Consider the following 21,976-nt stretch of genomic DNA (forward strand, 5'->3'; position numbering starts at 1 on the left):
ACCCTCGTCAGTCAGCGTTCCCCCGCTTTTACTTCCGCGTCAAAGCCACGTCGTCCGACGAAAGCCATCCCACGGCACCGTCAAAGCGGATGCATAGATTATAGACTTTATTTTCCACCGTATTCCGGGTCTGGTTGATGGGCACGAAAATCGTCCCTTTGGGATAGAAACCCAGGGTCAGGCTGTCCTTCCCCGGTTCCGCATAGAAAGGCACACCGTTGCGGGTGGTCATCATGATGATCTTGGACTGCTGGAACCGTTCTTCCGTGGAGGCAGCATGGGCCGTACCGGAAAAGACCGGCAGGGATCCGATGCCCGCCAGGGTACAGAACGCCAGCATCAGGCTGATTTTCTTGAACATGGGACACCTCGTTTCTCAGGCAGCCGCCCCCAAAGGGCTTACACCACCTGGAAGATATAGAATTTCAGATAATCGGTTTCCGGCACATTGTACAGAATCGGATGATCCGGTGCCTGCTGCCGGGCTTCCACCTGCCGGAGGGATACCGCCGCATCCCGGGCCGCCTCATGGAGCATCTCCACGAACAGCTCGCTCTTCATGAAATGGCTGCAGCTGCAGGTGGCCAGGTAGCCTCCCCGGGGCAGTAGCTTCATGGCCTTCAGGTTGATCTCCTTATAGCCCCGGAAGGCGCTCTTCACCGTGTGGCTGCTCTTGGTGAAAGCGGGCGGATCCAGGATGATGAAGTCGAAGGGATGCTGCTTCTTTTCCTCCAGTTCCGTCAGATATTCGAACACATTGGCTTCCACGGTCTGGATCTTCTCCTCGTAACCATTGAGAGCGAAATTTTCCCGGGCCCGTTTCAGGGCTTCCCCGGAGATATCCACCGCTGTGACGCTGGCAGCGCCTCCTTTGGCCGCATTGAGAGCGAAGGGACCGGTGTGGGTGAAGCAGTCCAGCACGTGTTTCCCGGCACAGATCCGGGACACCGCCAGCCGGTTGTATTTCTGATCCAGGAAATAGCCGGTCTTCTGGCCGTCCACCACGTCCACCTGGTATTTCAGGCCATTTTCCGTGATGATGGGCATCAGGTCTTTTTCCGTCAGGGTGCTGCCGGGGATATCCGCGATGCCCTGGCCTTCCGTCAGGCCTTCCAGTTCCCGGATCTTCACATCATTCCGTTCGTAGATGCCCTTCACCTCTTCGCCCATGGCCCGGAGAAGCTGCAGCAGCAGGGTGAAGATCAGCTCCTTCCGCTGCTCCATACCCAGGCTCAGCACCTGTGCCACCAGCACATCCCCGAACCGATCCACGGTGAGCCCCGGGAAACCGTCCGCTTCCCCGAAGATCAGCCGGCAGTCCTTGAAATCGTCTCCCGGCATGACGGTCTTCCGGTAATCCAGGGCGTACTGGAGCCGCCGTTCGAAGAAGGCCTCGTCGAACTTGTCATTGGCGTTCCGGGACAGGAGACGTACCCGGATCTTGGAATGGTCGTTGTAGAAGCCAGTGCCGATGTATTTGCCCTTCTTCTCGCTGACCACATCCACCAGATCCCCGTTTTCCACAGGGCCGGCCACGTCCAGCACTTCATCCCCGAACACCCAGGGATGCCCGCCCCGGGCCATTTTCTCCCCCTTGCGGGTGATGGTCACTTTTGTATATCCACGCATGCGCTTATCCGTCCTCCCGGTTGTTGTCGTATAGTTTATTGTACCATAGGTTACGGTTGATGGGAACAGGATTCGGCAGGCAAAAGTTGTCAGTACCGCAGCTCTTTTTCCTTTATGGAATCAGATAAGTGTGAGTTTCCTCCGACAGCGCTGAAATTCCAATTTTAACCTCTTTTGCTATTTTGCAGACTATATTGAATATTGTATACAGTATAATCTAATGTAAATTGTAACCTTTGTAACGTTACACCTTCACATTCTTGCCTTGACAAAATGTTACACCGGGGATATACTTTAATTGTAAAATGAAAGAAGGCTGGGGTTCGTAGATGCAGGCCTGATTTCCTTTTGTAGTCCTGTTCAAATTTATTCAAATGGAGGAGAGAGCTATGAAAGCAAAGAAACTTGTACTTGCGGTATTAGCGATGGCTACAGCAGTTTCCCTGTTCGCCGGCTGCGGCGGCGGCGGGGGCACCAAGAGCGGCGGCGGTGAAAAGAAATTCATCAATATCGCAACGGGCGGCACTTCCGGTACTTACTATCCCCTGGGCGGTGCCCTGGCTGACATCCTGAACAAGAACGTGAAGGGCGCCAATGCTTCGGCTCAATCCACCGGCGCATCCGTGGCCAACATCAACCTGCTGAAAGAAGGCAAAGTGGACATCGCCTTCGTCCAGAACGATATTTCCTACTATGCCGTCAAGGGACTGGAAATGTTCAAGGGCAAAGAAGTCAAGAACCTGAAAGGCCTGGCTACCTTATATCCGGAAACCATCCAGATCGTGACCACGGCTAAGACCGGCGTCAAGACCCTGGCCGACATCAAAGGCAAACGGGTGGCTGTAGGGGCTGCAGGCTCCGGGACGGAAGCCAACGCCCGTCAGATCCTGGAAGCTGCCGGGATCACCTATGATGACATCAAAGTCCAGTATCTTTCCTTCGGGGAAGCTGCTTCTGCCCTGAAAGACGGCAACGTGGACGTAGCGTTCGTAACCGCTGGGTTCCCCACCGCTGCCATCCAGGATCTGGCGACCCAGCATGATGTGGTCCTGGTCCCTGTAGATGCCGCCATGGCGGATAAACTGATCAAGAAGTATCCGTACTACACCAAGATCAAGATCCCCGCAAAGACCTACAATAAGCTCAATGCTGATGTAGAAGCCGTAGCCGTGAAGTGCATGCTGGTAGTCACCGACAAATTCAGCAACGACCTGGGCTATGACGTATTGAAAGCCCTGTACGGCAACCTGGACCGGATGAAAGCAGCCCACAACGTGGCCAAAGCGATCACCAAAGCATCCGGCAAAGATGGGATGTCCATCCCTCTCAATGGCGGGGCTGAAAAGTTCTTCAAAGAAAAATAAAAAGCCTGCGTGATTGCCATGGACAATCGGATAGACCGGACGCCACCCTCCCGTGGGGTTCGGTCTTTTTTTAAGAACCAATTGAAATCCCTGCTCCTGCTGCTGGTCCTGCTCCTGGCTGGCTCTCTCTGGTATGCCAGCCAGCTGGTGCTGGCCATCCTGCCGGAAAACGGTCAGGCCCTGGCGGTCCCTGTGCGCCCTGGAGACGTGTGGCGCTATCATTATAAACATTCCGTCCAGCAGACCCCCTGCGACGAATATTTCCGGGTGGAGGGACCCCACGCTATGACCATGACCCACACCATCTATGAATCCTTCGGAGTGGGCCTCCCCTATGATGCTTCAGAAGGCCAGTTCGTCTCCCTGAAGGAAAAAGGGAAGTTCGAGATGATCCTCAACCGTCCCTACTCCTCAGTGACCTTCCGGACTGCAGTCCAGGCCAGGCCGGCCCTGTACTGCAAGGACCGGGCCTATGACCTCTGTACCCTTTACGGACAAGGAACCAAAGTCAGTGTAACAGTCATGGAGCGTTATGCATTCTGGCTGTCACAGATTTCTACCCATGGAAGGATGTGATTGTATGACTGAAGAAGAAAAAAAGACCCAAGCGGCCGGTATGTCTGCCGAAGAGGTCATGCAGAAATTCGACAAAGAATCGGACAAACGGGATCCTGTAGGGATCTGGCACTACATCATCTGTGCCGTCTGTATCCTGTTTTCCTGCTTCCAGCTGTATACCGCCATCTTCGGCGTGCTGGATGCCCATCTCCAGCGGACCATCCACCTGTGCTTCGGCCTGGTGCTGATCTACCTGCTCTACCCGGCCCGGAAATCCTGGTCCCGGAAAAAGATGAATCCCCTGGACGCGATCCTGGCCATCCTGTCAGTGGTAGCCACCATGTATCTGGTGATCAACTATAAGGAACTGGTCACCCGGGCCGGGATGAACACCCCCACGGATATCGTGATCGGGGTCATCGGCGTCCTGCTGGTGTTCGAAGCTACCCGCCGTACCGTTGGGTGGCCCATGCTCACCGTAGCCCTGGTCTTCCTGGCCTACGCCTTCCTGGGTCCCTATATGCCTGGGATCCTGGCTCACAGAGGCGTTTCCTTTGACGAACTGGTGAGCCACCTGTATTTCACCACCGAAGGGATCTTCGGAGTCCCCATGGGGGTCTCCTCCACCTTCATCTTCCTGTTCATCCTGTTCGGGGCCTATCTGGATGCCACGGGCCTGGGCAAGTTCTTCATCGACTTTGCCAACGCCCTGGCCGGCTGGGCCGTAGGTGGGCCCGCTAAAGTGGCCGTGCTCTCTTCCGGCCTCATGGGCACTGTATCCGGTTCCTCCGTGGCCAACGTGGCCGGTACCGGTTCCTTCACCATCCCCATGATGAAGAAGCTGGGCTACCGTCCTTCCTTTGCCGGAGCCGTAGAAGCCGCCGCCTCCACCGGCGGTCAGCTGATGCCCCCGGTCATGGGCGCCGCCGCCTTCCTGATGGCGGAATTCGTAGGCGTCCCCTACATCGATGTGGTCAAGGCAGCTGTGATCCCGGCCGTTCTGTATTATACTGGCATCTGGCTCAGCGTCCATTATGAAGCGAAGAAATACGGCCTGAAAGGGACCCCTCGGGATGAACTGCCCAAGTTCGGTCCTCTGCTGAAAGAAAAAGGCCACCTGGCCCTTCCCCTGATCGTCATCGTCTATCTGCTGGTCACCGGGTACACCCCCATGCGGGCTGCCCTGTACGCCATCGGCCTGACCATCGTCTGTGCCTGCCTGCGGAAGAACACCCGCATCACCTTCAAACAGTTCGTGGATGGGCTGATCACCGGCGCCCAGTCCGTACTGGGTGTGCTGATTGCCTGTGCCTCTGCTGGCATCATCATCGGCGTGGTCACCAAGACCGGTGTGGGCTTGAAGCTGGCCACCGCCCTGCTGGATCTGGCAGGCGGGCAGATGCTCCCGGCCATGTTCTTCACCATGGTCACCTCCCTGATCCTGGGCATGGGCGTACCCACCACTGCCAACTACGTCATCACCTCCACCATCGCCGCTCCGGCCCTGGTCCAGATGAAGGTCCCTGTGCTGGCCGCCCATATGTTCGCCTTCTATTTCGGGATCGTAGCTGACGTGACGCCTCCTGTGGCCCTGGCTGCCTATGCAGGCGCCGGGATCGCCGGTGCCAACCCCATGAAGACAGGGGTCACCGCTGCGAAACTGGCCATCGCCGCCTTCGTGGTGCCCTATATCTTCGTCCTGGCGCCCCAGCTGCTGATGATCAATGCCACCGCGCCCACCATCCTCATGGCCATGATTACGGCCATCATCGGCATGTGGGGCTTGTCCCTGGCTATGATCGGCTTCTGCCAGCATCCGCTGAACGCCTTCCAGCGGATCGTGTTCTTCATCGGAGGGCTCTGCCTGATCATCCCCGGCAACATGACCGACTTGATCGGCATCGTCATCCTGCTCCTGGCCTACCAGTGGCAGAGAAGGAACAGCGGCGGACCGCTGCCTAATGTGGGAGAATAAAAAAGAAGGGGGTGTTGCACTTTCTGTGCAGCCCCCCTTCGTCATACGTCAATCGTCATACGTCATACGCTTTTGGAAATCAATTTTCACAAATTGATCTTGAAACTTCAAAACCTCATTCCATAAATCAATTGATTTTCTTAAATTCGACGCCAGCAAAGCTGGCTACTATCGGCGTATGACGTATGACCTATGACGTATGACAGGGCTGTTGCGCATGCAACAGCCCCTTTTTTTCATTTTCTCCAAACCAACGTAGGCCGGCTGGTATCTTGGGAATTCATATTCACCCATCGGTCGATGAGCACCTGGTTTTCCTGGAAGGAAATCTTCACCTGGTCGAAGAAGGGCATCCCCGGGTACCGCCATTTCAGCAGCAGGGTCCTGGCATCTTGCCAATGGGCCTCCGCCCAGACCGGGAGGTCCTCATTTTCGTATTGGTGGTGGAGATAGGCTCCGGTCATGGAGGTGGTCCCCTGGATCCAATGGTCCCACCCATGGAGGATCCTATGGATGCCCCGTCCGTCTTCCATTTCAAATGAGAACGTCTTCTCCTTGGACTCCAGCCAGATGCGCCGGATCCCGTCCGGATTCTCTTCCGGTTCGAAGACCAGGGTATCCGGCAGTTCCAGGTGGTTCTCCACGGAAATATCCTGGTCCAACAGGGAAAGCCGCAGTCCCTTTTCCCGCAGCACCTGTTCCATGGCCGTTTCTTCCTGGGAAACCGCCTTTTTCTGTAGGGGATCCATCCGGTCCAGGATCGTTCTCTGGAACAATTCTTCCGCCTGGTAGGATTCATCGGCTGCCGTCATGGCAAAGACCATATCATACTTGGGGATCACCCCGCAGATCTGGTCGAACATCCCTTTAGCCGCCCAGATATCCAGTCCATCCTTCCGTTCCCAGTGGAAATTGTACTGTTTCCCCTCGAACGAAGGCAGGGGATCCCGGAACCCGAAGGCATAGTCCACCCATGCAGCAGGCAACAGCTGCTCTCCCCGCCAATTGCCCTTGTGGAGGTACAGCAGCCCGATCCGCAGCATATCCTCCACCGTCAGTTCTGCTCCCGTTCCCCCGGAACAGACTCCTTCCGGGCTCTTCATCCAGGGGAAGTCTTTGATACCGATCTTCCTCCCTATCCGTTCCTGGAACAGTTCCTGGGCCGTCCTGCCCTCCACCTGCTGGACGATATAAGAAAGGATGTAGGAATTCCCACTGGAATACAGGAAAGTCTTCCCCGGTTCCTTGTCGAAAGGCACCTGGAAATACGCATCTTTCCAGCTGGTCTTCAGAGGCCGCCATGCATTGCCTCCGATGGACCGCTCCTGCCCGTTCCGCATGGTCAGAAGGTCCCGGAGGGTGCATCTCTGGAGATATGCATTGGCACCTTGGGCCTGTTCCGGAAAGTATTTCAGCAGTGGATCATCCAGCTGCAGCAGTCCGTCTGCAAAAGCCAGCCCCACCGCCGTATTGGTCAGTGTCTTGGTAAAAGAATGCATGATATGGGGCGTTTGGGCATTGTAAGGTGCGCTGTACCCCTCGAAGATGACCCGGTCATGGACGGCGATCATAAGGCCATGGACCTCCAGCTGCGTCTTTTCACAGGCATTCAAAAAATCGATGATATGCTCTGGATCCACCCCTTCCTGCCAGGGCCGTACCCGTTCCAATGGTTCTTGCATGGAAACACCTCATTTCAAGACTGAATCTATCTGACTGTTCTAAAAAAAATAATATATCTTTACAAAATAGATTAACAATCCCTATCTGCATTTTTTTAATCCATAACATCTTCTTTGCACATAATGACAGTCTTTTTCAAATGAGGCAAACTCCAAAGTCAGACCGACCCCTTCAGAACTCAGCTTTAAGAAGTCAGACTTCTTTTCAATTCTCTTCTTTCTGCCGGATAAAGACATACTTGTTTTCCTGAGACAGTTCCGGACTCCAGGCATAACCGCTCCAGCAGAACCCTTTCATGTCCTCTGGCTTTGTGGCTCCTTTTCCGGCCAGGTACCGGACCATTTCTCCCCGGGCCATTTTCACATAGACCCCTTTCTGAACCACCCGGTCTCCTTCCCGTTCTCCGAAAACCACCTGGATCATCCGGTCCCCTGGCTGCAGATAAGGCGCCACTGCCCGGCTGTATTCTTTGGAGGCCAGATCGATGATCACCCCGTCCTCATCCCGGCAGGCCCTGTATAGCCGGTCTCCCCAGAATCCATAGAGGTTCCGGAACCCTTCCGGGGCCCCCTTGGCCTGCATTTCCAGCCGGTAGGGCACTACGCCGTCGAAAGGCCGCAGGACACCATAAAAACCCGAAAGGATCCGGACCCGTTCTCCCACCCAGTCCATCTGTCCGTCTTCGAATACCGCAGGAGCCATGTACTGGTACTGGATCCCCTCATAGGCCAGCAAAGCCGGCGTAACGCCCCGGTCCAGATCCATCTGCCGGAGCCGTGTATAATTTTCCTCCACCAGAGCCCGGCTGCAGGCCCACAATGCCTGGAGCTCCTCAAAGGAAAGCCCCCGGAGCCAGGTCAGCAGTTTCCGGGTTTCCGGAAGAAAAGAAGGCGGGGTGCAGCTGCACCCCGATTCCAGATCCACCTGCATTTTCTTGGCCGGAGAAATGATCACCCTCATCCCAGTGCCTCCAGCATCTGGGCAGGATTTTCTGCCGGTTTCACTTTCCCCATAGCCTTGACGATGATTCCCTGTTCATCGATCAGATACGTGCTGCGCACCACACCCATGGATACCTTGCCGTACAGCTTCTTTTCTTTCCACACATCATAGGCCTGGAGTACGGTCTTTTCCGTGTCAGAAAGCAGGGGAAAAGGCAGGCCGTATTTCTCCTCGAACTTTTTATGAGAGGCCACAGGATCCTTGCTGACCCCCAGCACTACAGCCCCCTTCTCCTGGAACTGGGGATACAGATCCCCAAAGGCACAGGCCTGTTTGGTGCAGCCGGTCGTGTTATCCCGGGGATAAAAATACAGGACCACTTTCCGTCCCCGATAGTCGGACAAAGAATGCATCTCCCCATTTTGATCCGGAAGCGTAAAATCCGGCGCAGTCATTCCAATTTCCAGCATGGCAAACCCTCCTTAAGAAAAGAAATAGATCACTTTGTTTGGAAGATATTATAGCATAGATCGGGTTGGAAAAGGGCAATGATACAAGACGTCAGACTGGCCCTGCGGACCTATTAGATGTCAGACGTCAGCTTGTTGGCGATGAGCCGCATGGACCTGCTGCCAGGCCGGACAGAGCTGACGCCTGATGTCTCGAGGGCCCTTGGTCCGTGTCTGATTTCTTTACAAAGCCTTCTCCCCCGCCTCTCCCCCATCCATGCTATAATATCCCTATCATCACAGGGAGGCCGGGCCATGGACGAATACAAAGACGGACTGTATGAAAAAGTCATTTCTCAACGACTGGGACGGAAGCTGCAGCAAGCGTTAGACAGCCAGGAAATCTGGGCTACGATTTCTGACAAGGTAGATCCCCAAGAAGCCGTAGGCTATCTTTCAGACTATATCCGAAAGCTGGTCCATCTTTGCTTGAAAGACCTGGCGGATCAGAACGGGGATAGCCTGCTAGAACAGGAACTGGCCCTGACCAATGGGCTGATTGGCTATCTCACGGAAAAGGCCCCGGACCTAGCTGCCAATAGCCAGGTGGACCGGGAAGATTTTCTCCTGCTGGAACTCCAGCACCGGCTGAACCATCTGAAAGAAACACATCGTCCTCGCCCAGCTACGTCCCTGTCCCATTCGTTTCTTTTTACCAATAGCCAGAAGGATGTATCCATGGTGTCGGAACTCCGACGGGAAATTGCCTCCAGCGACCGAATCGATTTTCTGGTTTCCTTCATTAAATTTTCCGGTCTTACCCTGATTCTCCCTTACTTACGGACCTTTACAGCAGCAGGAGGCCATTTGCGGATCCTGTCCACCACCTATATGGGAGCTACGGATCCCAAGGCCATTGAACTGCTCTCCCAGCTGCCCAATACGGAAGTCCGGATTTCCTATAATGTGAAGGAAACCCGACTCCACGCCAAGGCCTATCTGTTCCAGCGGAACAGCGGATATTCCACGGCCTATGTAGGTTCTTCCAACCTGTCCCATGCGGCCATTGCCGATGGTCTGGAATGGAACATGAAGGTGACCCAGCAGGACATGCCGGAAATCATGGCCAAAATGAATGCCACTTTCGAAACCTATTGGCATTCCACGGATTTCCAGCCCTACACCTCCCAGGACCTGCCCCAGCTCCAGGAAGCCATCCGCCAGCAGCGGTATCAGGGAACAGCCAAGGGCAACAGTGTTTCCTATTCTTTTACTATCCGTCCCTACCCCTACCAACAGGTGATCCTGGATGCCCTGGATGTGGAACGGAAGGAACGGGGCCGCTGGCATAATCTGATTGTAGCCGCTACGGGAACGGGGAAAACGGCCATTTCCGCCTTTGATTACCGGCGTTTTGCCGCCAGCCGTCCAGAAGGGGCCCGACTGCTTTTTATTGCCCATCGGAAAGAAATCCTGGAGCAGAGCCTTTCCTGTTTCCGGCAGGTGTTGAAGGACCCCAATTTTGGCGAACTGGCGGTAGCGGGCAGCCGGCCGGAGCACCTGGAGCATGTGTTCATGTCCATCCAGACCTGCAACAGCCTTGCCTTGTGGGACCATGTAGCAGCGGATTTTTACGATATGATCATTGTGGATGAATTCCACCATTCGGCAGCCCAATCCTACCAAAAACTGCTCCATTGGTTCCAGCCGAAAATCCTGCTGGGACTGACGGCGACTCCAGAACGGGTGGATGGGAAAGATATCCTCCACTGGTTTGATGACCATATTGCCGCGGAAATCCGTCTCCCGGCGGCCATCGAACGGCGGCTGCTGTGTCCTTTCCATTATTTCGGGGTGGCGGACACGGTGGATCTGTCCCATGTGAAATGGACCAACGGCCATTACGATACAGGAGCCCTGACCAATCTGTACGTAATGGAATCCCATACTGCCAATAACCGGGCCCAGGCCATTCTCCAGGCTGTGGAACGCTATACCGCAGATTGGCAGGGCATCCACGGGGTGGGATTTTGTGTTTCCCAGGACCATGCTCATTTTATGGCGGACTATTTCAATGACAAAGGAATCCCCTCCCTGGCCCTGGATGCCCATTCTTCCGAAGAGGACCGGCAAAGTGCCCGGCAAAAGCTGGAAAGCGGAGCCCTGACCTTTTTGTTTGTGGTGGACCTGTTCAATGAAGGGGTAGACATTCCCTGCATCAACACCATCCTGTTTTTGCGGCCCACCAACAGTATGACGGTATTTTTGCAGCAACTGGGTCGGGGACTTCGCCTGGACCAGGGAAAAGATTGCCTGACCGTTCTGGACTTTGTGGCTCAGGCTAACCGGAAGTATGATTTTGCCAGCCGGTTCCAGGCCCTGGTGGGACGAGAGACGGTTTCCGTACCCCGGGAAGTAAAGGAAGGGTTCCCCCACGTGCCTAAAGGCTGTTCTATCCAACTGGAAGAAATCGCCCAGAAACGGGTGCTGGACAATATTCGCTCCCGGCTGCGGGGAGATGCGTTCTATCAAGAATGTATCCGGGAGCTGTACGAAGCCACTGGCCACCAGGTTCCCACTCTGGCTCAGTTCTTGAAAGCCGCCAATATAAAGCCTGAAGTCTTTTACAATGGCAAGCGGACTTATGCCCGGCTGTGTGCTCAGGCCCAGGTGATCCCGGATTTTCCGGAAACCCCGGAAGAAAAAGTATTGGAACGGGCCTTGCCCCGGTTGTTGGGTATGGATTCCCCCCATTGGCTGGAATTCTTACAACAGGCTTTCCAGAAAAACACCCACCCCGTTGCCCTGGAGCCTGTGACCCAGCAGTATCTGCGGATGTGGCAGTTTACCCTATGGGGTAAAGACTGGCAGGACGCCGATCTTGCTGATCCCTGGGAAGCGGTGACCCTGTGGAAAAAGACCCCGGAACTGGCCCGGGAAATCCAGGCCGTACTGGCTTTCCAGTTCGACCGGTTCACCGTGCTGCCCCAAAAGCCCAGGCTACCCTATCCCTGTGCTCTGGAAGTATACTGCAATTATTCCCGGGACCAGATCTTCGCGGCCCTGGGGCTGGCCAAACCCAACAGCGTCCGGGAAGGGGTGAAATACCTGCACCGAGAAAACAGCCAGGTGGTCACCCGGGATACGGATGTGTTCCTGGTCACGTTGAACAAATCCGAAAAAGAATTCTCCGAATCCACCCGGTACGAAGATTATTCCATCAACGACCGGCTTTTCCACTGGCAAAGCCAGAACGCCACCACCCCCGATTCTCCCACCGGGCAAAGGTACATCCACCAGCGGGAAAAAGGAAATATTGTGCTGCTGTTCGTCCGGGAACAGAAAAAAGACGCCCAGGGAACATCCCAGAATTACACCTTCCTGGGAACCGCCCAACTATCCAGCTGGAGCGGCAGTCAGCCCATTACCATTCTCTACCACCTGGACAACCCCATCCCGGCCAAGTATATTACGACCACAGATAGCAGTGGAGTGTTGTGAAAAAAGCAGACATCAGACCAGCCCTTTCGGACCTATCAGATAACAGACTTAAGAAGTCAGACACGGCCCTAGCGGGCCTATCAGATGTCAGATTTATGACGTCAGAACCGGCCCTTGCGGGCCTCTCAGAAGTCAGACGTCAGATTGACCCGCGATAAGCAAATCGGGCTACCGTAGAAGACTACCAGGCCTGTTCTATTGAGGAAATCATGGACTGCAGCCTGGCAGAATACCATTACGGTATTTTCTCTGGAGCCAAAATCTTTGGTCGGTGCGGGGAAATATGATAAAATGGAGTATGATATGGAAACAGTAGCAGTCCTTGGATTGGGGAACCATGAAAGCCCCCGGAAGGGTATCCTGAAACTCCTGAGCGTACTGCTGACGCCGAAAATAGAACCTGAAGAAAAACGGAAAATCCTGGAACGGGAATACAACATTCCCATGACCGTTGAAATGAAGAAGGAGGCGGACACCATGTGTACATACGGACAATCGATTTTAGAAGAAGGCATGGAAAAAGGCATGCAGAAAGGCGAGCAGAAGGGCCGCCTGGAAGAACGGGAATCCAATATTGTTGCCATGCTGAAGGAAAAAATCCCCATGGAAACCATCTCTCGGATCACCCACTACTCCCTGGACCAGATTCAGGAACTGGGAAAATTGCATGGACTTCTTTAGGTTGGGGGTGTTGCGTATGCAACACCCCCTTTTTTATGGAAAAAGCTCATGCTATGAGATTTCAGGCCGACCTTGTCGGCTTTATTCCACAGCCCTTTTTCCTATTCCATATACTTTTTCAAATCCACCCCAGCCAGATCCGGTTCTCCCCGGCCGAATCCATCTCCCAGTACCAGCTGATACAGGTTCAGCATGGCATCGATATAGGGCGTTTCTACCCCATGTCTTTGGGCCAGTTTCTGGATCGGCAGGATGCCGAAGGGGATATCTTCTGTAAAATGGCGGGACGCAAAATCGGTGGGTGATTTGGCCGTCTGATAGCTTTTGATTTTCTTGAACGCGGTGTAGAGATCCGTATAAGCGCTCTGCCAGGATTTATTGAACAGCTGCAGCAGGCTCTGGCCTTTGACGCCGATCCTTTGCAGTACGGCAAGACGTTCCCGATCCACCTGTTCCGTGTAGGCAACTCCCCTGGGAGAGGTATATTCTGAAGCAAACATCAATTTTTCCACCCCGGCGTCGATATCTGCCAGATTGAACAGGTCCAAAGGACAGTGGGCCACCGGGTTCGACATATTCAAAGAGGTTTCCAGCACATTGCCCACTGGGTGCAGCTGGGGAAATACTGTAGACAGTTCGGTGCTGACTGCTTCTGCACAGGAAGCCGGGTAGGTACTGAAATCGACGGCTTTCTTCAAGGATTTCAAATAGCTCTGCCCCGTCGTTTTGAGAGAAGCAGCAAAGATCTGTGCCCCCGTCTCTCCCAGGATGATCTTTTTTTCAGCAAGTTCTCCTCCCAGACATTCCGCAAATTCTACGGCACCCCAATTCCCGTTGAAGATCAGGATCCGCTGTCCTCGCTGCAGTTTTCCCTTTACCGCTTCCGCAATGGGCCGATGTCCGATTGCCGTGGTGAACACCAGGAGATAACGGCTCCCTCTGATGGCTTCTCCGATATCCTGGCAGGCTCCAGGACGGAATTCTCCAACGATCTGCCCATAAATAGAGATTCCATTTTCCTGCAGCGCTGCAATCTTATCCGGATTCCGGTCCCAAACAGTGACCTTATGGCCCTGCTGCAGCAAGTAACAGGCTGCTGCATGGCCGGTCTTCCCCATACCTAAAATCGTAAAATCCATGATCCATCCCTCCCATGGCTGAAAAGAGGTGTGAATCCCATGGCTCACACCTCTTCTTGTCCAACTTGTTTTTCAATGCTCCATCAAGCAGCTTGTTTGGTAAACTTCAGCAGTCCTGCCGCCCGGGCAATCAGGACGATTCCCACGAAGGCTGCGGTCCAGGCAAGGCCCACAGTCAGGTTGCCATACTGGGCGATCAGGTTCGGCATCATACTGGTCAGGATACCGCCAGCAATGAAGGGAGAACAGAAAGGCCGGCTGGCGGCAAAGGCTTCAGCGGATTCCGTCTTCAATTCCGGATCCACCAGACGTAGCAGCAGGAAACCGGTTGCCACTACGCCGCAGGCCGTGCCGAATACCACGATGGTATTTTCGAACCAGTTAGTCTTGAACAGACGAGGTCCGAAGAAGAACAGCAGAGCCGGCATGATGATCATGAAGGCCCCCTGCTGGATGATCAGCGGCAGGGCATATTTCACGATGACGGTAATCTTGACGGAAGCGATAGCTCCGGCTACCAGGAATTCCAGAGCCAGTCCCTGGATCCGGCTCATGGTAGGACGGTCGATGCATTTGTTGTATTTCGTCTTGATGATCAGGGCCTGTACCACCAGTCCGCCCAGCATGGCGGCGATGAACCAGTACAGATTGAAATTGAAGAACAGTTTCATGGCCCGCATCAGCAGATAGCCGATGACGATAGCCCCGCCCACCAGTCCGGCATGGAAAGCAAAGATATCGATGACGTTCCGGCTGATGGTGATGTTGGAGCCGACTTCACTGTGCTCATGGCCCAGCAGTTCATCCACTTTTTCATCATGGGTGGTGACATTATGGATGTACCCTTTCCGGGCTGCATAGTTGATGGCAATGGTCCCACCGATGACCCCGTACAGCAGACCGACGGTAGCAGAAGTAATGCCCAAAGAGGACCCGTCCATATACTGCAGGGATTCGAACACCATCTTCATGCCGCCAGCCGTACCATGGCCTCCGGCCCAGCCTTCTTCCAGGATAGAAGCAAACAGAGGATTCACCCCCATGAGCGGCGTGAAGAGCAGGGCACTCATCAGGCAGGGAACTGCATATTGGGCGGAAGTGGCCAGCCAGGACCAGACTGATTGAGAGGCCGTGACCCGTCCCAGTTTCCCTAATTGGGGGAAGCCCCCTGTGATCAGCATAGGAGCCAATACCACGATGATCAGCCGTCCGCTGAGAGCTCCCCAGGAGCTGATGACCTCTTTAGGGATGACTCCCAGGACTTCCGGCCCCAGGATGAGGCCGATGAGACCGGCAATCAGTGAAGCTGAAATATAGTACTTTTTCAAGAATTGGAAGCGTACCCGGATAAAGGTCGCAAACAACAGCAAAATCCCCAGCAAAGAGGCTGACCACAATAAGGAATCGATCATCGCCCCCGTAATCGGTTTCATTCCAAACATTTTTACTCCCCCTTTATTTTCTGCAGCTGCTATACTTTCTTTTTGTCCAGCATCAGGTTCAGGATTTCTACATCAGTGGCTTTCATGCCGACCCGGCCCATGTCCCCGATGGTGGCAATGGTTTCTTCGACGTTTCCCTTGACCAGGCCTTCCCCATCTTTAAAGGCTCTGTGCTTCTTGGCCATGTGGACGGCCACCAAAGCTGCCTCCACAGAAGCCGCGATTTTGGCTGCACAGGAAGATTTGGCTCCATCACAGACCATCCCGCCGATGGTAGCGATGCTGTTGGTGATCACATCACAGATTTCTTCGTAGGACATGCCAAGGAGATAGGCGATGCCGGCGCCGCTGCCGCAGCCTGCACTGGTGGCACCGCAATAGGCGGACAGGCTTCCGATGAACCGTTTCTGATGGATGGAGATCAGGTTGCTGACACAGAGAGCCCGGTAGATCTTTTCCTGGGGCAAATGGTAATAACGACCGTATACAATCACGGGGAGGGAGGCGGTGATCCCCTGGTTCCCGCTCCCGGAATTGATGACCACAGGCAGCGGACAGCCGCTCATCCGGGCATCAGAGCCGGCTGCTGCAAATGCCTTGGCTTGGAGCTTTACATTGCTGTGATCGAAATCTTCCATCAGCGTCCGGCCAATTTCTGCTCCATAGGGATGCTCCAGCCCTTCCTGGGCTATGGCCATATTGTATTGGATCTGCCGGTCCAGGAGTTCTTTCACATCGTCGATCTGCACAGTATCGGCAAATTCCAGGATATCCTTTACATTCAGCAGCGTCTTATCCGGTTCGCCGGGATCCGGTTGCTGATTTTCTTCCTCTTTGGCAAAGATCACCTCTCCATTTTTCACGATCTTCGTGATGTTCGAATGGTACTCTTTGACTTCCACCTCTGCAGATCCATCGCCTGCCGTGGCTTTGATGGCAACGTACAGATTGGCCACATCTTCCACCAGATGGGTATCCACGAAGTTTTCCTGTAACAATTTCTTGCAGAGCTGGATATCTTCCGGTTTGACGGATTCCAATACCGCCAGTTCCAGAGATGCATCCCCGCCGATGACCCCTAAAGCAGCAGCCACGTCGATGCCCCGCTGTCCATCTGAATTGGGGACCACCACGGCTTTGACATTTTTCACGATATTCCCGCTGCAGTATACATCGATATGCTCCGGCATCTTGCCCAGGACTTCCCGTACCTTCGCTCCCACATAAGCGATGGCAATGGGTTCTGTACAGCCCAGAGCGACCTTTAATTCATTTTTCAGGATGGCAACATAAGTGTCATAGACTTTTTGTTCCATCGGACTCCCTCCCGCTCAAGCGTCTAAAATCGTATTATTTTCTGATTTCACATTCAGTTTACTTAAATTCCAGCGAGACTTCCAACGGATATTTTTCTCCCTATTAACAGGTTTATACCTGTTAATAGGGTTTTTTTAACGAATCTTACTATAACGTTACCGGACAATTTTCACATAAAAATTGTCTGTGCCTCCTTTTTAAAAGAAGGACACAGACAACTTCTGAAACAGTGACAGGAACATCTGCTTTTTCATTACAACCCAGTCCAGCCAATATACTGGAGGTACATGGTAATGATGGACGCAATAATGACCTGTGTCCCTATCACTTTAATGGCATATTTGAAATATCGTGGGAATTGGACATGGACCATTGCAAGTCCTCCCATCAGCGTTCCATTTAAAGGCGTAATCAGATTCGTCAAGCCATCACCGAATTGGAAAGCTTGGACAGAAACCTGGCGAGTGATCCCGATGATGTCCCCGATGGGTGTCATTAGTGGCATGACGACTGCCGCTTGTCCCGATCCAGAGGGAATCAGGATATTGATGAGAGCATTGACATAAACCATAAATCCTGCCCCTGCAACAGCGCCTAAACTTCCTAAAGGCATACTGAGCCAGTTGACGATCGTATCCAAGATTTTACCATTCTTCAAGATCAGGGACACAGCGCTGGCAATCCCTACCACAAAAGATGCATTGACCATGGGACCGCAGCCCTTAATGATTTTCTTTGCAATTTCATTCATATCAAATCCTGACATTATGCCTGTAAGGATTGAAAGAAATAAGAAGAAAGATGCAATTTTCGAAGATTTCCAGCTGAATTTAATAGTACAGAATACACATATTACAACCCCGATCAGAAAAGTCCCCACAATCAACAGCTGTCTTCTGGAAATCTTTATGGAGTCTGGATTAATATGCTCTCCATCTTCGGTTTCTACGTTTCCGACTATTTGATTGGGATCCACACCGGGTTCATAGTTCAGGCTCTTGGTAGGATCTTTCTTGATGGTCTTATAGTAATGCAGCGTAATCAAATACAAAAAGATGATGTTCGTGATTGCACAAACTGCACGCACACCTGTACCGGAAAAAATCGGTACTTCTGCAAAGGTCTGGGCCACTCCCAACACATTTGGATTGGCAAATCCAACAGCAAATCCCGACTGCATGGCAAAATAAATCAGCATGAAGCCCAGGAAATCATCGCCTCCCAAGGCTCTAGTCAAGTACATGCCAATGGGGATGATCGCAAGTCCAATGTTGCCAAATACACCTGCCGTATTTCCCAAGCCCAAGGCAAAGAAAATCAGTGCTATCGTAAGAGCTTCTTTTCCACGCAGTTTCCGAGCCATTACTGTAAAAGCAGTGGATAGCGACTTTGTTTCTTCCAGCATATGGATAGCGGCTCCTACAAAGAAAATCATAAAAATGGTCGCTCCAGCTTTCACATAGCCTTGAAAAATTGCCTGGAACATGTCCCATGGTGTCTGAGGATTCCCGTCGATGTAGTGAAAACTGCCGGCGATAACTCTGCTGATATTTCCGACAGCCACTCGTTTAAAGGTCCCTGCCGGAACAATCCACGTCAACAACATGGCAAAGACACATAATAAAAAGAGCAGTGCATATACATTAGGAAAGCGTACTTTCGTTTTTTTATCTTCACTCATGATGTTTTTTTACCTCCTGATTCCACTGGATTTCTCCCCCACAGTACTGAAAAGCCCACCATGCCTGCAAGGCACTTCCGAGAGCGATACACTTTTCATTGAAAATCACTTTGGCATTGTGCTGTCCGTAACGATACCCTTCTTCAGGAGAAATACCGGCTCCAATGGACATGCTAGCAACTTGTTTCATTTGGGAAGCGATAAATGCAAAATCTTCCGAGCCATACTTGATTTCGGGCGCAGGTGCAATCTGATTCTCAGGGATAATATCTTGGGCCTCTTTCAGCATTTTATCAACGAAATCAGGGGTGGTAGACAGTGAAGGAATCGTATTGATAACATTGTAATCAATCTGGGCATTGAAAGCCTTGGCCATACCCGCAATCACTTCCTGATAGCGTTTTTCCAGATAGATCCGATTTTTTTCATCATAAGTCCTCAGGCTGCATTTCATAGTCACCGTATCAGGAATTACATTATAGGAATCCCCTGTCAGCAATGAAACGATAGAAAAAATATTATGGTCAAACACATTGGTTTCGCGTGCCGTGACACTGTTTAAGAGGTTATACAGCTGAACAGCCATGTTGACAGGATCTTTTCCCTCGAATGGTCTTGCCCCATGAGACCCTTTTCCGTGGATGACTACATCAAAAGAAGTATTGGAAGCAAACATCTTGCCTTTCCCATACCCGAGACGTCCCAAAGGGGCTTTTGCGTTGACATGCATCCGCATCCCCGTATCGATTCCATATTTTTCCAGGAAGCCTTCGTCCACAAGTCTCTTGGCCCCCTGCCCTGTTTCTTCTGCAGCCTGGAAAAGGCCAATGATACGGCCCTGCACACAGCTTTGTTTCAGCAGTATCAAAGCTCCCAAGAGCATGGATGCATTGAGATCGTGACCACAGCAGTGTGCTTTGCCAGGGATTTTCGAAGAGAAAGGAAGACCACTTTCTTCGTCCATCGGCAAGGCATCCATCTCAGCCCTTATCATGTAAGTCTTGCCAGGACCATTCTCAATCACAGCGATCAGGCTCCCTGCAAATTCTTCCCAATGGATCCCGGCTTGATCCAGTTCCTTTTCAATTGCACTTTTCGTATGACTCAATTCAAATCCTATTTCCGGATGAGTATGGATTTTTCTTCTAAAAGCAATCAATAAAGGTTCAAGTTCCTGAGCTTTTTTTAAGAACTGATTCATGATATCCCCCTCTATTTCAGATGCTCATTGTTAAAGTTTGATCCGTAAAAAGAGCATTTAACAAAAACTGTTTTTAATGGTTTGGATTGTTTCATTTTCAACTTCACATAAATTTTACATATTTTTGTTTTAAAGTTCCAACATGTATTTCTCTTATCTTTCTACAGGCTTATACCTGTTAAAGACTTTGTAAAAAAATCTGCCAAAAAAGGCAAATCCACGATGATATTATGATAAAACAAGCAATATGCTATAATAAATAAAACCAAGAAGGAGGAAAAACCTTGATCAGCTTTCTGAATCTCCAATATTTTCTTCTGCTGTCAGAAGAACTAAATTTCAATAATACGGCGAAAAAGCTCCATGTGACCCAGCAGACTTTGAGCGGACATATCAAAAAGATGGAACACAGTCTGGGTGTAAAACTATTTAATTATGGACCGCCCCTGGAAATCACACCGGCAGTGCTTTTGTTGAAGACCCATGCGGAAATCCTGCTGAACCAGAAGAAAAAAATGGAGATGGATATTGCCAAATTCAAGACATCCCAAAGCGGTTCACTGAAACTTGGCTGTACGTATTCACGGGCTCAATTCATGATGCCTCAAATTATCCGAGACTTCCAGCAAAAATACCCTCTTGTCCAGTTTCAGATGTTCGAAGGGAATACGCCGGAAATCGAGGATTTGTTGCTCAAGAAGCATTTGGATGTCACCATCGGCTATATCCCGGAAACACAAAAAGGGATCACCAGCCTCCCGCTCTATGATGATCCCTTTATACTCGTTGTCCATCCTTCTGTACTCAGCAAAAGTTTCCCCAGCCGCAATTCCAATCAATTCCGTTTTTACAATGAGCAATATATCCGAGATATCCTTTCCCATTGTCCCTACATCACCATGTCCCAAAATACCTTAGTGGGGGAAATCGGGCGGGACTATATGAAAAAGCTCGGGATCACTCCCGTCCAGGAAATGGAGGTCCGGGATGTGGGGACCATGCTGTCCCTATGTTATGCAGAAATGGGCTTTATGCTGTGTCCGAAGACACTGGCGGCCTGCTGCCATTATCCTTTTTCCAAAGAGCATATCATCTATCCGCTTCCCGGCCATATCGGTAAGACCCTGGCCATCAACTTTCCTTCAGAAGGAGCCAATAATCCTATATTGAAAGCATTTATCCAGATTGTCCGAGAAAATCTCCATGATTACCTCACCGATGTCGAGAAAGGATGATTTTCCCCGCTTCGAACTGTGTCAGTCTTTCATACCCGTCTTCCGTAATAAGGACCGTATCGGAATGGCGGACGCCGCCCCATGCTTTATCCATCAGCCCTGGCTCCACCGTGATGACCATTCCCGGAGCCAGGGGAATTATATTTTGAGGATCCAACGAGGGGAACTCGTGGGCTGAACACCCTACCCCATGACCCACACGGCCAGGGAGGATTTTTTCAAAGCCCGCCTCACTGTACACTTTGGCCGCTGCAAAATACAGGTCTTTGAACAGGGTCCCTGGCTTCAAAATTTGGAAAACCGCTTCCCGCGCCCGCAGCATACTGTCATAGGCATGCTGTTTGAATCCATCCAAATGCCCGATGATGATGGTCCGCTCGTTTTCTGCATGGTAGCCATCCGTCTTGGCCCAGGCCATGGGAAGCGTCAAATCGCCTTCTTTGGGGTAATAATGTCTGGGACAGTCACAGCCATAAGCAATATGGCCTTCTGACAGGCACCACACATGGAGGCTGTCGATCATCCCGCCTTCGCTGGTCCCATAGCCGCAGACTTCGCTGTCCCGGAATTTTTTGTGCCACAGTTTCCGCATGGCATATTGGCCCTCAGTACTGGCTTCTGCTTCTGAATACCCCTGACTGAGATATTCAATCGCTGTTTTTACACCTAAATCTACCAACTCAGACGATCTGCGGATCCTGCTGATTTCATAGGGATCTTTGATCAATTTATGATGGTCGAGGATGGAGGAAATGGCTTGGATCCCCTCCGGCTTGATCTTCTGCAAGATATTTTTATATCGGGTAAAGGAGATATAATCCGTCTCCAGCCCTAAAATCCCTTGGCATTTTCCCAGCAGCAGATGGATGGCTTTCTCCGGTTCCTTGGCCAAAGAAGGGACATCCCCCCACATGCCATAAGTCTCGATCCGATCGATGCAGCTTTCTTCCCGTGCATGGTTCATCCGGAGACAGTGGACCAAAAGGATCGGTTCACCATCCTGTTCCATGATGAAAAAGACGGGCATGGAATTCAGCACTGGATTGAAACCCGTAAAATACATGATATTCTCTGGCTTTTCCAGGATAACGGCTCCCATCCCTCGAGAGATCATTGTCTTCCTAAGCTTATCAATCCTTTTCTTGATAAATGCTTTTACTTCCACAATGATCCCTCCCT

At 51.9% G+C, this 21,976-nt stretch carries 17 protein-coding genes; 6 read left to right on the plus strand and 11 right to left on the minus strand.

From position 1 onward, the window contains the following. Positions 1–28: 28 nt before the first annotated feature. Positions 29–361 (minus strand): hypothetical protein, encoded by a 333-nt coding sequence (locus tag ACTUHY_RS04650; protein WP_278675280.1) that lies wholly within the window; start codon positions 359–361, stop codon positions 29–31. Between the two features lie 38 nt (positions 362–399). After that, positions 400–1,629: a class I SAM-dependent rRNA methyltransferase gene (locus ACTUHY_RS04655; RefSeq protein ID WP_442826761.1), complete on the minus strand. Its 1,230-nt coding sequence runs from the start codon at positions 1,627–1,629 to the stop codon at positions 400–402. A 389-nt stretch (positions 1,630–2,018) separates the two neighbouring features. Between ACTUHY_RS04655 and ACTUHY_RS04660 the strand changes: the two genes are divergently transcribed. From ACTUHY_RS04660 to ACTUHY_RS04670, 3 genes are read left to right on the plus strand one after another with little or no spacing between them, the layout of a single operon-like run. Then, on the plus strand, positions 2,019–2,993 hold the full coding sequence (locus ACTUHY_RS04660) for a TAXI family TRAP transporter solute-binding subunit (protein ID WP_278675278.1): 975 nt from the start codon (positions 2,019–2,021) through the stop codon (positions 2,991–2,993). A gap of 18 nt (positions 2,994–3,011) precedes the next feature. Next, positions 3,012–3,569 (plus strand): DUF1850 domain-containing protein, encoded by a 558-nt coding sequence (locus tag ACTUHY_RS04665; RefSeq protein ID WP_442826762.1) that lies wholly within the window; start codon positions 3,012–3,014, stop codon positions 3,567–3,569. A 4-nt stretch (positions 3,570–3,573) separates the two neighbouring features. Continuing rightward, positions 3,574–5,526 (plus strand): TRAP transporter permease, encoded by a 1,953-nt coding sequence (locus ACTUHY_RS04670; RefSeq protein WP_442826763.1) that lies wholly within the window; start codon positions 3,574–3,576, stop codon positions 5,524–5,526. Between the two features lie 236 nt (positions 5,527–5,762). Here ACTUHY_RS04670 and ACTUHY_RS04675 read toward each other — a convergent pair whose 3' ends face one another. The 3 genes from ACTUHY_RS04675 to ACTUHY_RS04685 all read right to left on the minus strand — a co-directional run bounded on the left by ACTUHY_RS04675 (position 5,763) and on the right by ACTUHY_RS04685 (position 8,621). Continuing rightward, positions 5,763–7,208 carry a serine hydrolase domain-containing protein gene (locus ACTUHY_RS04675; protein ID WP_442826764.1) on the minus strand — a complete coding sequence of 482 codons (1,446 nt, stop codon included), beginning with the start codon at positions 7,206–7,208 and terminating at the stop codon, positions 5,763–5,765. 205 nt (positions 7,209–7,413) lie between these two features. Then, positions 7,414–8,169 (minus strand): peroxide stress protein YaaA, encoded by a 756-nt coding sequence (gene yaaA, locus ACTUHY_RS04680; RefSeq protein WP_442826765.1) that lies wholly within the window; start codon positions 8,167–8,169, stop codon positions 7,414–7,416. Next, positions 8,166–8,621 carry a peroxiredoxin gene (locus ACTUHY_RS04685; protein WP_442826766.1) on the minus strand — a complete coding sequence of 152 codons (456 nt, stop codon included), beginning with the start codon at positions 8,619–8,621 and terminating at the stop codon, positions 8,166–8,168. The genes yaaA and ACTUHY_RS04685 overlap by 4 nt, the downstream gene beginning before the upstream one ends. A gap of 294 nt (positions 8,622–8,915) precedes the next feature. Here ACTUHY_RS04685 and ACTUHY_RS04690 point away from each other — a divergent pair, with 294 nt between their 5' ends. Then, a complete protein-coding gene (locus ACTUHY_RS04690; RefSeq protein ID WP_442826767.1) occupies positions 8,916–12,101 on the plus strand; it encodes a DEAD/DEAH box helicase in 3,186 nt (1,061 codons plus the stop codon). Positions 12,102–12,404: 303 nt separating this feature from the next. Next, on the plus strand, positions 12,405–12,782 hold the full coding sequence (locus tag ACTUHY_RS04695) for an RpnC/YadD family protein (protein WP_442826768.1): 378 nt from the start codon (positions 12,405–12,407) through the stop codon (positions 12,780–12,782). A 101-nt stretch (positions 12,783–12,883) separates the two neighbouring features. Here the strand turns inward: ACTUHY_RS04695 and ACTUHY_RS04700 are convergent, their stop codons facing one another. The 5 genes from ACTUHY_RS04700 to ACTUHY_RS04720 all read right to left on the minus strand — a co-directional run bounded on the left by ACTUHY_RS04700 (position 12,884) and on the right by ACTUHY_RS04720 (position 19,562). Beyond that, positions 12,884–13,921, minus strand: a complete 1,038-nt coding sequence (locus ACTUHY_RS04700; RefSeq protein WP_442826769.1) for an NAD/NADP octopine/nopaline dehydrogenase family protein — start codon at positions 13,919–13,921, stop codon at positions 12,884–12,886. Positions 13,922–14,004: 83 nt separating this feature from the next. Then, positions 14,005–15,363 (minus strand): sodium/glutamate symporter, encoded by a 1,359-nt coding sequence (locus ACTUHY_RS04705; protein ID WP_442826770.1) that lies wholly within the window; start codon positions 15,361–15,363, stop codon positions 14,005–14,007. Positions 15,364–15,392: 29 nt separating this feature from the next. Then, positions 15,393–16,679 (minus strand): L-cysteine desulfidase family protein, encoded by a 1,287-nt coding sequence (locus ACTUHY_RS04710; RefSeq protein ID WP_442826771.1) that lies wholly within the window; start codon positions 16,677–16,679, stop codon positions 15,393–15,395. A 254-nt stretch (positions 16,680–16,933) separates the two neighbouring features. Further along, positions 16,934–18,361: a YfcC family protein gene (locus tag ACTUHY_RS04715; protein WP_442826772.1), complete on the minus strand. Its 1,428-nt coding sequence runs from the start codon at positions 18,359–18,361 to the stop codon at positions 16,934–16,936. Then, the gene (locus ACTUHY_RS04720; RefSeq protein ID WP_442826773.1) at positions 18,354–19,562 is read right to left on the minus strand and encodes a M20 metallopeptidase family protein; all 1,209 of its coding nucleotides are present in this window, start codon (positions 19,560–19,562) and stop codon (positions 18,354–18,356) included. The genes ACTUHY_RS04715 and ACTUHY_RS04720 overlap by 8 nt, the downstream gene beginning before the upstream one ends. 284 nt (positions 19,563–19,846) lie before the next feature. On the opposite strand from ACTUHY_RS04720, the gene ACTUHY_RS04725 reads away from it, so the two are divergent. Beyond that, complete coding sequence (locus ACTUHY_RS04725; RefSeq protein ID WP_442826774.1) at positions 19,847–20,797, plus strand: LysR family transcriptional regulator; 951 nt, start codon at positions 19,847–19,849, stop codon at positions 20,795–20,797. Here ACTUHY_RS04725 and ACTUHY_RS04730 read toward each other — a convergent pair. Next, a complete protein-coding gene (locus ACTUHY_RS04730) occupies positions 20,775–21,962 on the minus strand; it encodes a M24 family metallopeptidase (protein WP_442826775.1) in 1,188 nt (395 codons plus the stop codon). The two genes, ACTUHY_RS04725 and ACTUHY_RS04730, sit on opposite strands and share 23 nt — an antisense overlap. Positions 21,963–21,976 lie beyond the last annotated feature (14 nt).

The sequence above is a fragment of the Acidaminococcus nyctereutis genome (genome assembly GCF_052216985.1).
Taxonomy (GTDB): Bacteria; Bacillota; Negativicutes; order Acidaminococcales; family Acidaminococcaceae; genus Acidaminococcus; species Acidaminococcus fermentans_A.

What these genes read in the sequence shown, in the direction of transcription:
- ACTUHY_RS04650 (WP_278675280.1), bottom strand. Translation starts at nt 361, where the DNA reads ATGTTCAAGAAAATCAGCCTGATGCTGGCGTTCTGTACCCTGGCGGGC.
- ACTUHY_RS04695 (WP_442826768.1), top strand. Translation starts at nt 12,405, where the DNA reads ATGGAAACAGTAGCAGTCCTTGGATTGGGGAACCATGAAAGCCCCCGG.
- ACTUHY_RS04700 (WP_442826769.1), bottom strand. Translation starts at nt 13,921, where the DNA reads ATGGATTTTACGATTTTAGGTATGGGGAAGACCGGCCATGCAGCAGCC.
- ACTUHY_RS04685 (WP_442826766.1), bottom strand. Translation starts at nt 8,621, where the DNA reads ATGCTGGAAATTGGAATGACTGCGCCGGATTTTACGCTTCCGGATCAA.
- ACTUHY_RS04670 (WP_442826763.1), top strand. Translation starts at nt 3,574, where the DNA reads ATGACTGAAGAAGAAAAAAAGACCCAAGCGGCCGGTATGTCTGCCGAA.
- ACTUHY_RS04665 (WP_442826762.1), top strand. Translation starts at nt 3,012, where the DNA reads ATGGACAATCGGATAGACCGGACGCCACCCTCCCGTGGGGTTCGGTCT.
- ACTUHY_RS04660 (WP_278675278.1), top strand. Translation starts at nt 2,019, where the DNA reads ATGAAAGCAAAGAAACTTGTACTTGCGGTATTAGCGATGGCTACAGCA.
- yaaA (WP_442826765.1), bottom strand. Translation starts at nt 8,169, where the DNA reads ATGAGGGTGATCATTTCTCCGGCCAAGAAAATGCAGGTGGATCTGGAA.
- ACTUHY_RS04710 (WP_442826771.1), bottom strand. Translation starts at nt 16,679, where the DNA reads ATGGAACAAAAAGTCTATGACACTTATGTTGCCATCCTGAAAAATGAA.
- ACTUHY_RS04720 (WP_442826773.1), bottom strand. Translation starts at nt 19,562, where the DNA reads ATGAATCAGTTCTTAAAAAAAGCTCAGGAACTTGAACCTTTATTGATT.
- ACTUHY_RS04655 (WP_442826761.1), bottom strand. Translation starts at nt 1,629, where the DNA reads ATGCGTGGATATACAAAAGTGACCATCACCCGCAAGGGGGAGAAAATG.
- ACTUHY_RS04705 (WP_442826770.1), bottom strand. Translation starts at nt 15,363, where the DNA reads ATGTTTGGAATGAAACCGATTACGGGGGCGATGATCGATTCCTTATTG.
- ACTUHY_RS04715 (WP_442826772.1), bottom strand. Translation starts at nt 18,361, where the DNA reads ATGAGTGAAGATAAAAAAACGAAAGTACGCTTTCCTAATGTATATGCA.
- ACTUHY_RS04675 (WP_442826764.1), bottom strand. Translation starts at nt 7,208, where the DNA reads ATGCAAGAACCATTGGAACGGGTACGGCCCTGGCAGGAAGGGGTGGAT.
- ACTUHY_RS04690 (WP_442826767.1), top strand. Translation starts at nt 8,916, where the DNA reads ATGGACGAATACAAAGACGGACTGTATGAAAAAGTCATTTCTCAACGA.